This is a genomic window from Micromonospora sp. NPDC049580, from assembly GCF_040675595.1.
In the GTDB taxonomy this organism is placed as follows: Bacteria; Actinomycetota; Actinomycetes; order Mycobacteriales; family Micromonosporaceae; genus Micromonospora.
The window spans coordinates 1-10,452 of the sequence record NZ_JBFAPG010000201.1 but is presented as its reverse complement, the minus strand read 5'-3'; the positions used below and the strand labels follow the sequence as shown (position 1 = coordinate 10,452).

Genomic DNA, 10,452 nt, shown 5'->3' with positions numbered 1-10,452 from the left:
CGGCAAGCCCGTACCGATGTAGAGCTTCCGGGTCTACTACGGCTCCCGGGTCAAGGACCCGTCGACCGTCAAGCCCTTCCCGCCGGGCCTGCGGGTCGTCGAGGGCGACGCCAAGCGGCAGGTGGAGACCCCGAAGAGCAGCGGCAGTAACCAGTTCTGGTGCGCGGGCAGCGCCGAGATCGGCCGCAGCGCAGACGGCAACTGGCCGGTCTGTGCCGCCGGCGGCAACCTGATCTTCCAGCTGGTGTTCAAGGACTGCTGGGACGGCAGGAACATCGACTCGCCCGATCACAAGTCGCACATGGGTGACCCCGTGAACGGCGTCTGCACCGGCAGGTACCCGGTGGCGGTGCCCGATCTCTCCTTCATGGTCAACTACGAGTCGCTGGGCGGGGACGGCCTCAGTCTCTCCTCCGGCAAGCCGTCCTCGATGCACGGCGACTTCATGAACGCCTGGGAGCCCGGCCACCTGGGTGCCCTGGTGAAGTCCTGCCTGAACCAGAACGCCAAGTGCGGAGTGGAACCGACGTTCGCGGGCGGCTGATCCCCGCCGGCGCGCTCCTGGACGGCCCTCTCGCCCCGGCGAGGGGGCCGTCCACCGTTCACCGCACCGATCGGCTGGGGCCCGGGTGGCCGACACCCGACACCGGAGCGCGCGGTAGCCGACTGTGACCATTACGTCACGACGAGCACACTCCTCCCCGACATGTTCCCGTCGAATGGAGGAACACATGCGTCTCCGATCGTTCGTCACCGCCGCGCTGGCCGCCGTCCTGGCCGCCGGCGCACTCACGCCGGCGGCACCGGCCGCCGCGGCCACCGCCGACCGCTGGGGGTTCGCGTACGTGCAGGACCCCACGGTGCCGGTCTGGACCGTGCTGGACACCAGCCGGCAGTGGGGTAGCTGGAAGACCGCGTTCCCGGCCGCCTGGGCGGACGGCGTCAAGCTCGCGCCCGGCCGGTTCCAGGTCCGCTTCCCACAGGTGGGCGCCAGCTCGCGGGGCGTGCCGCACGTGACCCCGGTGAACCGGACCGGGCACTACTGCGAGGTGGTTCGCTGGTTCCAGTCCGGCGCCGACGAGATCGTCGACGTGCAGTGTCACAGGCCCGGCGGCACGCGCGAGGACACCCCGTTCACCGTGCTCTGGACGACCAGTTCGGGCGTACTGCCGGCCGGCACCTCCCACGCGTACGTGCAGTGGGGCGGCGGCGTCGTGGTGCAGTCGTACAACTCGACGGGCGTGGTGAACACGGTCGGGCCACTGGGGGTCGGGCAGTACCTGGTGCGGCTGCCCGGGGTCGGGCTGGCCGGGGTGCTCGCCGGCGACGTGCAGGTCACCGCCGTACAGCCCAACGCCGGCCCCCGCCGGTGCAAGGTCTACTCCTGGGCCGCGGTCGGTAGCGACGTGCAGGTGTACGTCTTCTGCTACGACCAGGCCGGCGCGTTCGTCAACACCGACTTCGCCCTGTCGTACCACCGCCGGCGGCCGGTGATCGGCTCCCTCGCGCCGCCGTCGTACTTCGGTTACCTGGGCACCGCCGTCGGTGGGCCGACCAACGACAACTCGGTGCTCGGCGTCGGCGCGAACACGGTGGCGCCGCTGGTGCCGGCCGGCCGCTACCTGGCTACCTTCCCGCAGATCGGGCTCAAGGAGACCCACGTCCAGGTGGTGGCGCAGGGCGCGGGCAGCAACTACTGCCACCTCACCCAACCGTGGACGTACACCACCAACGCCGACGTCGACGTGATCTGCTTCGACAACGCCGGCGTCGTCACCCCGCACCGCTTCCTGGCCACCTTCACCTCCCGACTCTGACGCCACAACCGCGCCGGCGGTGGCCGCTCGCGGTCGCCGCCGGCAGGATGAAGCCGGCCATCCGCTACCGGGCGGAGAGCAACGGCGCCGACGACCTGCGCCACCTCATCAACGAGGCCTCCGACTGACCCGACGTGCGGTCCCGCGCTGGTCAGTCGGTGCGGTGGCCTGGGCCAGGGTGAGCGAGCCGTCCCGGATCGCCGCGGCTACGGAGCAGACTCGACGGTCTCCCGGCGCTCGTCCCTGCTGACCAGGATCTTCCTGCCCGACCACCGAGCGACGCGGCCACCAGGGCGCAGGCCCACGAAGGCGACCACACCGGAGGCCAGGTACAACGCGGCCTGCACGTTGAGGACGAGCACGACGCTGAGCGCGTCGCCGAGCAGACCGGCCGCCACCATGCCCAGGCCCTGTGCCGCGTTGTAGATCGCGTAGTACGCGCCGAAGGCCCGGCCGAGATCGGTGTCCGGCACGCTCTGCTGAATCTGCGCGAACGCCCCGCTGCTGTAGGCGACGCCCGGCACGCCGACCAGGATGAACAGCAGGACGTACCACCCGGGTTGACGGGTGACCGCCGGCCCGTTCCAGATGACCAGGCTGATCAGGCCGAACGTGGTGGCGCCGAGGCTCATCAGCAGCCGGGAGCTGAGCCGCGTCCCCAGCATGCCGACGATGAGCCCGCTGGCCACACCGCCGATCGCCTGTACGCCACGGAGCACGCCGGTGAGCGTGCCGTCGGCATGCAGCGCGCGGCTGACGAAGACCACGAAGAGCACCACGAACAGGCCCTGCGCGATGCCACCCAGCGCCACGCTCAGCATCGTCACCCGCACGGTGTGGTTGCGCAGCATCGCCGCGAGGCCGGACCGCCAGGTGGCGAAGAACGGCGACGTACGCTCCGGTGGGTTCGACGCCGCGACGCCGCGACGCGCGGCCCGGCGGCCGACGACGATCAGGGCTGCCGTGGTCGTGAAGGCCACGACGGCACCGATGGCGAGGTAACCGGTGCCGGCGCGGGTGATCGCGAACCCACCGAGCGAGCCTCCGATGAGCCGTCCCACACTGATGTTGAGCGCCACCATGCTGTTCGCGCTCACCAGGTGCGCGGGCTCGACGAGGCTGGGCAGCGCCGCGTTGCGGGCGGAGTCGAACGTCTGGGTCAGCACGGCCTGGGCGCCAGCGATCAGGCAAATGATCCACAGATGGTGGCCGGGTTCGGCGAGCAGGGGAAGCACCGCTGCCGCCTGCGCCACGGCGGCGCAGCCCATGAGCCGGAACCTGTCGTAGCGGTCGGCCAGGGCACCGGCGAACGACCCCAGCGTGATGCCGCACAGCAGCTCGACGAGGAAGACGGCGGAGGTGGTGAACGCCGACCCGGTCACACCGAACACGTAGATCGGCAGCCCGGTGAGCAGCAACCAGCTCGCCACGCTCGAGCAGAGCCCCGCGGCCCAGATCACGACGAATCCGCGGTGACGCAACAGCGTCACCATGTCAGACGAATTCCGGTGTGGGGTAGGCCTGCAGGCTGAGGCTGACCGGTCGGGCGTCGCTCGGGGGCGCGTTGCGCAGGGGGCGCAGGTACGGCCGGATGACGGCGTCCAGGGTCAGCGTGAGGTGTCGCAACTCCTCCGGGGTGAGCGACAGCGTGTAGTTGTGGAAGGTCGCGCTCCCCCGCCACTCGTCTGTCAGCTTGTGCTGCCGGTTCTGGTAGCGCTGCAGCGACCGGAACACCTCGTCGAACTCGAGCGCGGTCAGCGCGTCGTTGACCTGCTGTCCGTCGGCGTCGTCGGAGTCGGGGAGGTATTCGAGCCCGGTGGCGGCGGCACGCCAGGGCCGGTCACGTCGGTTGGTTCCCTCGGCGGGGGCCCGTTCGATGAGGCCGTGCCGGGCCAGCTGGTGCAGGTGGTAGCTGCAGTTCGAGCCCGTGTCGTCGAGAGCCTCGGCGCACTGGGCGGCGGTTCGCGGGCCGGCGGCCAGCAGGTAGCGCAGCAACCGCAGGCGCAGCGGGTGGGCGAGCGCGCGCAGCGTGGTGGCGTCGCGTACCCGCACGCGACGTTCCGACCCGGTCGGTTCCATGGAGTGACACTCCTAATCGAAAGACTCCTTTCGTTTATACGCCCCTGGAGACAGTTTTCGCAATGAGTGTTTCGCATCAGCGATGGGTCCGTGTCCGCCGCCAGCAGGGCGGCCTCGTGGCGGAGATGACGTGGCCGACGACCCACGCGCATCACCGGATGCGAATAGGTGAGTGCATCGCTACTATGGGTCAGCAATCCAGAGGGAAGGGGGTAGTGCCCGCGTGCGAAGTCCCGTCAACGGAACCACGACGATGTCTGCGTCGAGCCGGTCGGCTGCGCCCGTGGCCGGCCGACTGCGCAGGCTCGCCCGGCGGTTGGTGCTGATCGCGGCTGCCGTCGGGGCCGGTTTCCTCCTGGCCGCCCTGTTCCAGGGGCCGGCCGCCGCCGACGGGATACGCAGCGACCCCGGCAACGAGCCTCATCGGCAGATCCGCGCTCTGGTCGAGCCGATCGCACGGCTCACGGTCGCGGAGCGCTCCGCGGGTGAGCGCCCGCGCGTCGTGCGGGCCGACGAACCCCGCCCTGATCGGCCCCGCGCCCCGCTGGCCGGGGCCATCGGTAGCGTCGTCACCCCCCGCGACGTGACACCCTCGACGCCGCCTCGCCGGCCCAGGGACGCGTCGCCCGGGTCCGTGCCGCTGCCTCGGGTCGGCGCAGCCGTCCCGCCCGGCGCTGCCGAGCGCGCGAGGCTCCGGCCCGCGTCCCCAGCGCCCGCGGCTCATCGTCCAACTCGCCACGGGCACCCGTCCCGGCCGGCCGCTGATCCGGCACCGCGGCCGGTCCCCGCCGCGGCCGAGGCACACGCGCTGCCCGTACCGGCCGGTTCTCTCGCGGTGGGCCTGATCACCGCCCCACTGCCGCATGTCGTCGCCATCGTACGGACAGTGCCGATCCAGTCTGTCATCGTGGCGCTTCTCCGTGTCACCGACGCCGTTCTACCGCCCGATCTCAGGGCGGTGATCCCTCCGGCGACACCTCCGCTGACCGCTCCCCCAGCGCCCGGGCCGGCCACCGTGCCGATGACCGACTCGCCTCCCGTGGCGGCCGCGCCGGCACCACCGGCGGATTCGGCGGTGTCGCCCGTCCGCGCCGCGCCGGTGGTCGTATGTGCCACGGCAGCGCCGCCTCCCGCCGCGCCGCCGCCGATGTCCGTCGCCGTCCCCACGCGTCCCACGGCCTCGAAGGGGCACCTCGCCGCACGCCCGGCCCCGTTGGCGGTGGCCGCCGAACTTCCCGGCCGACCCGTCGCGCCGGTCGACCAGGAGGCCGCCGGCGTCGACAATGGATCGACGGCGGGGCCGGGTCTGATCCGGCCCGTCGACCGGCAGTCGCCCCTCGCCTCCGGGGTGCCCTGCGAACTCGTGCCACTCCTCGTCGAGAGCCGCGCTCCGTCTGCGATCGCCCGCCCGGGCTGAGGCGTGTCGACCGACCCGGATGCCGGCCGACACGCTCGGTCCCATCCGCTGGCCTGGTCGATCAGTGCCCGTGCCCGTCTGCAGTGACGGTGCCGCGGGCCCATGCCTATCCGTCCGTCGCGCACGACCGCCCTGACCAGCCCGTGGACGTTCCGGGATCGGTGGCCGGTGTGACGCGTACCTGAGATCGGAGAAACGTGGTGATCCACGTTGTCGTCGCCGAGGACATGGGTTTACTGCGCGGTGCGCTCTGCGCCGCGCTGTCAGGTGAGGAGGACATGAAGGTGGTCGCCGACGTCGAGGGTGTCGGCGAGTTGTTGACGGTGGTACGCCGGTGCAGACCCCAGGTGGTGGTGCTGGCGCTGACACCGGAGTCGCCCGACCCGGTGGAGATGGTCACCCGGATCAGCGCCGAGGCGCCGCACGCCGCCGTGCTGGCGATGAGCCCTCGGTGGAGCCCCGCCCTGGTGGAGGCCGCGCTGGCGGCCGGCGCACGCGGCCTGCTCGGGAAGGACAGCTCCCTGGTGGAGCTGGTGCGGGCGATCCGCGCGCTCGCCGCCGGGGAGCGGGCGATCGATCCGGCCGCCGCGGTGGCGGTGCTGAGCCCTCCGGAGATCCCGTTGACGCCTCGGGAGATGGACGTGCTGCGGATGGCCGCCGAGGGTCTGCCCCTGAAGGAGATCGCGGCCCGCCTCTATCTGGCGCACGGGACGGTGCGCAATCACCTCTCGGTGATCCTGCGCAAGACCGGTGCGCGCAACCGGTTGGAAGCGGTGTGGCGCGCGCGGAGTAACGGCTGGTTGTAGCCGTCGGGGGCGGGGCCGGTGGACGTGTCCGGCCCCGCCCCCGTCGCCGTGCGGGCCCAACGGATGCGTGTTTGAATATCGACGTAGTGTAATCGCCTTCGGAGTGCGGAAAGGTTCATCGTGATCCGTACCCTGCTCGCTTTGGACGGTGCCCTGGTGCTGGGCGCGCTGTCGTTCGTCCTCGCCGCCGAGGACGACATCCGCGTCGTGGCGGAGGTGGATCGCGGCGACGCGGTCTCCGCGGCCGTCCGCGCCCAACGCCCCGACGTGGTGGTGGCCGACCTCGACGTCGTCGAGGGAGTCGACCCGAGCCGCTTCGGTCGGTGCCCCGTCCTGGTGCTGGCCCACCCACATCGGGCACGGCGACTGCGCGGCATGCTCTGCCCGACCCGGACGGTCGGCATCCTGCGCAGTGACGCCGGCCCCCAACGGGTCATCGACGGGATCCGCCGGCTCGCTCGCCGGGAGCCGGTGCTCGACGCGGATCTCGTCGTCGCGGCGCTGCGCTCGGACAGCCCGCTGACCAGCCGCGAGACGGAGGTGTTGACGCTGACAGCGGCCGGGGCGCCGGTCGCCGAGGTGGCGGCGACGCTCGGGCTCAGCCGGGGCACCGTCCGCAACCACCTCGGTCGAATCACCCGCAAGGCGGGTGCGCGCACCCGGGTGGAGGCCGTGCGGATGGCAGGCGAGGCAGGCTGGATCTGACGGCGCCGGCGGCTCGGGGCGCGGAGGTCAGCTCAGCCGGGCCCCCGTCCGGGACAGCGCCACCGGATCATCCCAGCAACCGACGAGGGCCCGGTACGTGGCCGATCGGGCCATCAACTGCTCGTGCGTTCCCACCACGGGCTCGTCGCCGTCGAGGACCAGCACCCGATCGGCCCGCAGCGCGGAACTGATCCGGTGCGCGATCACCACGAGACTGCCGTGCCGCCGGGCGAAGGCACTCTCGACGGTCGCCTCCAGCGCCGGGTCCAGGTGACAGGTCGCCTCGTCGAGGACCACCAGCGGGGCGGGCGCCAGCCAGGCCCGGACCGCCGCGATGAGCTGCCGTTCACCGGCGGAGAGCAGAGCCGGCACGACCGGCGCGTCCAGACCGCCCAGGCGCGTCGCCAGGGGGCGCGCACCGAGCGCGGCGAGGGTGACCTCCAGCAGGTCGTCGTCGGCGTCCGGCCGCAGGTAGCGGAGGTTGTCGGCGAGGCTGCCGGTGAAGACGTACGCCTCCTGAGGCACCAGCACTCTCATCCGGGCCAGGTGGGCCGGCTCGGCGTCGGCCACCGCCGCGCCGGCCAGGCGGACCGTGCCCGCCTGCGGCGGCACCAGACCGGCGAGCAGGGCGGCCAGTGTGGACTTGCCCACGCCGCTCGGGCCGACCACGGCGAGGTGATCCCCGTCGGCCAGCGTCAGTGCGAAGTTCCGGAGAACGGGCCGGGCGCGCGGGCCGTAGCCGAAGGTCAGTCCGCGGACCTCGACGGCCGGTGAGCCGTCGACCGGACGGGCCGGCGGGCGCGCGCGGGGCGTCCGGGTGGTGGGAGCGGGCAGGTGGGGTCCGCCGGACACCGCAGCGGCCCGCAGGATGTTCTCCAGGGTGACCGCGTAGCGCAGCCCGCCGCCGCCGATGCCCTGCACCAGCGTGTGCAGGGCCGGTTGCAGGCCGGTGGAGACGTAGATCAGCGCCCCCAGCACCGCGCCCGCCGTCAATCCGCGTTCGACCAGCCACGGAGCGGCCGAGAGCAGCACGACCAGCGGCAACCAGCCGCCGATGCCGAGGCTGAGGCTGCGGATCACCGCCATCCGGGCGAGGGCGCGTTCGGCGGCGGCCTGTGCGGACACCTGCCGTTCCACGTCGGCCGTGACGCGTGCCTGCGCGCCGCAGGCCAGCACGTCGCGGTGACCGGCCAGCGCAGCCGACGCCGCCTGGCCGAGCTGTTCACCAGCCCGGACGTACGCGCGCTGGTGCCCGGCCATCGCCGGCAACGCGGCGAGGAACACGGCCAGACCGGCGACCAGTGGCGCGGCGGCCAGCGCCGCCACCACCGGCGCCAGGGCGAGCAGGCCGAGCAGGGCCGCGCCGGCGGAGAAGAGGAAACCGCGGGTCACCATCAGCAGGCCCGCGAAGGTGTCGCGGACGATCTCCATCTGGTGGGTCAGCCGGGTCACGGCCGCGCTGTCCGGGCGGCCACCCGCCCGGGTGGCGTCGCGCAGGGCACCCCGGACCACCTGAGCGGCCACCTCGTCACGGAACGGCTCGACCACCGCGCCGAGGCTGCGGTACGTCCGACCGGTCGCCGCCGCGCCGACCAGCACGGTCACGGCGAGTACCCCCAGCCACGCCAGGCCGTTGAGGAGCCGCCCGGCCAGGAAACCGTCGTCGACGGCCCGGGCGACCAGCAGGCCGGCGAGCAGCGCGGGCAGCGACTCGACGAGCGACCAGCCGCAGAGCCGGGCGAGGTCACGCCGGCGGGCCCGCAGCGCCCGCCAGGTCACCCGTCGTACGCTGGGACGGCTCACGGCCCACCGCCGGCCGGCTGGAAGAGGGCGCGGTAGTCCGGGTCGGCCCAGAGTCGCCGGTGCGGCGCGAGGCCGCGCAGCCGACCGCCGTCCAGCCAGGCGACGAGGTCGGCCGCGGCGGCCGCAGCGGTCCGGTGCGTGACCACCAGTCGGGTCCGCCCGCCGCCGCGTCCGAGAACCGCCTCGGTGATCCGGTGCTCGGTCGCGGTGTCCAGGCTGGACATCGCGTCGTCCAGGATGAGCAGCCGCTCGGCGGCGAATGCCCGGGCCAGGCCGAGGCGTTGGGTCTCGCCTCCGGAGAGCGGTGTGTCCGCCAGTGGGGTGCGGTAGCCGTCGGGCAGACGGTCGATCACGTCGGCGACCGCCGCCCTACGGGCCCCCCGAAGGACCGCCGGCGTGGCCGGGCTCCCGTCGGTCGGCGGCGTGGCGGACTCGACCGGCAGCGCCAGGCCGATCGCGTCGTGGACGGTCGCGCCGATCAGCACCGGCTGGTCGAACGCATAGCCGACGGCTCGGCGCAGCGTCGCCCCGTCGAGGTCGCGCAGCGGCACACCGTCCAGTAGCACCTCACCGCCGTCGGGGTCGTGCAGCCGTCCCGCCACGGCGGCCAGGGTCGACTTGCCGGCACCGGACGCGCCGACGACGGCCACGATCGCGCCCGCCGGGACGTCCAGGTCGATGCCGTCCAGGATGGGCCGGCCGTCCTCGGCGTGCACGCGTACCCCGCGCAGTCGCAGGGCCCCGCCGCCGGGTGGAAGCTGTCGCTCGCCCGCCGGCGCGGCGGGCTGTTCCAGCAGCTCGGCGACCCGGTGTGCCCCGGCGCGGCTGCGGACCAGGTGGTTCAGGGTGGCGAGCACCCCACCGAGTCCGGCGCCCATGGCCGCGTACCGGACGGCGGCGACCAGTTGGCCCGGCGTGAGCCAGCCCGCGGTCAGGGCGTACCCGCCGACCGCGATCACGCTCAGGTGCAGCAGCGGCGCCACGGCGGAGGTACGCGCACTCGCCCGGGCCAGCAGTTCCCACGCGCGCCGGCCGTGCAGGCCCAGCTCCGGCAGGGCCGCCAGCACCCGGTCCTCCTCGCGGTGGACGGTGGCGGCGGCGGCGATGGTCCGGGCACCGGTCAGCGACTCCAGCAGTCGGCCGGCGATGGCCCCGAGCACCCGCTGGTATCCGGCGGTCGCGGCCGAGGCGTCGGCCACGAAGGCGCGCATGAGGACGGCGAGCAGGCCGAGGCCGGCGAGCAGGGTGATCCCCAGGACCGGTTCCATGATGGCGAGCGCGACGACGCTGCCGAGTGGTGGAAGCACCGCCACGATGGCCAGGACGACTGCGTTGCCGGCCTGTCCCGCGTCGGCGGCCTGGCCGACCAACCGGCCGACGAGATCACCCACCGGATAGCGGCGGGTGGTGCGGACATCCACGGCGAACAGGTGACGCAGCAGGCGCCGGCGCAGCCCGGCGGTGGCGCGTGCCGCACCGAATCCGCTGGCCAGGTCGGTGAGGGTGTCGACGCAGACGAGGACGACGACCAGGGCACCGGCGGACACCGCCCACCAGCCGGAGCCGCCGGCGAGGGCGGCGTCGACGGCACGGCCGAGGGCCGCGGGCAGCAACAGTTCAGCGGCCGCGCCGAGCAACGCGACCGCCGCGAGTCCACCGGTCCAGCCGCCGCCGGCCAGAACCGTCCGCCTCAGCAGCCGGTCCCCCGCCTCGAACGTCGGCATCGGTCCTCCCAGTGCTACGCGGTCGCCCTGGGTGGGGGCGGCTGCCCGCCCAGGGCGGCCCCGGTCGGGGGTGGGTGAGTTGGTGGTGGTGACGGAGTGCG

The 10,452-nt window shown here is 73.4% G+C and carries 8 protein-coding genes and 1 pseudogene; 5 read left to right on the top strand and 4 right to left on the bottom strand.

What is annotated here, in order from left to right:
* Nucleotides 1-40: 40 nt before the first annotated feature.
* Together AB0J68_RS17680 and AB0J68_RS17675 are read left to right on the top strand one after the other, a co-directional pair.
* Nucleotides 41-544 (top strand): annotated as a pseudogene (locus tag AB0J68_RS17680) (DUF1996 domain-containing protein); the annotation flags it as partial.
* A 187-nt stretch (nucleotides 545-731) separates the two neighbouring features.
* Nucleotides 732-1,817, top strand: coding sequence for a hypothetical protein (locus AB0J68_RS17675; RefSeq protein ID WP_363939415.1), 1,086 nt, complete (start codon nucleotides 732-734; stop codon nucleotides 1,815-1,817).
* Between the two features lie 206 nt (nucleotides 1,818-2,023).
* Here the strand turns inward: AB0J68_RS17675 and AB0J68_RS17670 are convergent, their stop codons facing one another.
* Together AB0J68_RS17670 and AB0J68_RS17665 are read right to left on the bottom strand one after the other, a co-directional pair.
* Nucleotides 2,024-3,277: an MFS transporter gene (locus tag AB0J68_RS17670; RefSeq protein ID WP_363939413.1), complete on the bottom strand. Its 1,254-nt coding sequence runs from the start codon at nucleotides 3,275-3,277 to the stop codon at nucleotides 2,024-2,026.
* Nucleotides 3,278-3,311: 34 nt separating this feature from the next.
* Nucleotides 3,312-3,896 carry a winged helix-turn-helix domain-containing protein gene (locus AB0J68_RS17665; RefSeq protein ID WP_354855506.1) on the bottom strand — a complete coding sequence of 195 codons (585 nt, stop codon included), beginning with the start codon at nucleotides 3,894-3,896 and terminating at the stop codon, nucleotides 3,312-3,314.
* Between the two features lie 907 nt (nucleotides 3,897-4,803).
* Here AB0J68_RS17665 and AB0J68_RS17660 point away from each other — a divergent pair.
* The 3 genes from AB0J68_RS17660 (at nucleotide 4,804) to AB0J68_RS17650 (ending at nucleotide 6,824) form a co-directional block, all read left to right on the top strand.
* Nucleotides 4,804-5,313: a hypothetical protein gene (locus tag AB0J68_RS17660; RefSeq protein ID WP_363939410.1), complete on the top strand. Its 510-nt coding sequence runs from the start codon at nucleotides 4,804-4,806 to the stop codon at nucleotides 5,311-5,313.
* Nucleotides 5,314-5,513: 200 nt separating this feature from the next.
* On the top strand, nucleotides 5,514-6,119 hold the full coding sequence (locus AB0J68_RS17655; RefSeq protein WP_354855508.1) for a response regulator transcription factor: 606 nt from the start codon (nucleotides 5,514-5,516) through the stop codon (nucleotides 6,117-6,119).
* Nucleotides 6,120-6,239: 120 nt separating this feature from the next.
* Nucleotides 6,240-6,824, top strand: a complete 585-nt coding sequence (locus AB0J68_RS17650; protein WP_354855509.1) for a response regulator transcription factor — start codon at nucleotides 6,240-6,242, stop codon at nucleotides 6,822-6,824.
* Between the two features lie 27 nt (nucleotides 6,825-6,851).
* Here the strand turns inward: AB0J68_RS17650 and AB0J68_RS17645 are convergent, their stop codons facing one another.
* A complete protein-coding gene (locus AB0J68_RS17645) occupies nucleotides 6,852-8,627 on the bottom strand; it encodes an ABC transporter ATP-binding protein (protein ID WP_363939408.1) in 1,776 nt (591 codons plus the stop codon).
* Entirely contained in the window at nucleotides 8,624-10,351 is a 1,728-nt protein-coding gene (locus AB0J68_RS17640; RefSeq protein WP_363939406.1) for an ABC transporter ATP-binding protein, read from the bottom strand. Before AB0J68_RS17640 ends, AB0J68_RS17645 begins: the two co-directional genes overlap by 4 nt.
* Nucleotides 10,352-10,452: the final 101 nt, after the last annotated feature.

Excerpts from the sequence above, each read along its gene's own strand:
- AB0J68_RS17675 (WP_363939415.1), top strand. The coding sequence starts at position 732 with ATGCGTCTCCGATCGTTCGTCACCGCCGCGCTGGCCGCCGTCCTGGCC.
- AB0J68_RS17665 (WP_354855506.1), bottom strand. The coding sequence starts at position 3,896 with ATGGAACCGACCGGGTCGGAACGTCGCGTGCGGGTACGCGACGCCACC.
- AB0J68_RS17640 (WP_363939406.1), bottom strand. The coding sequence starts at position 10,351 with ATGCCGACGTTCGAGGCGGGGGACCGGCTGCTGAGGCGGACGGTTCTG.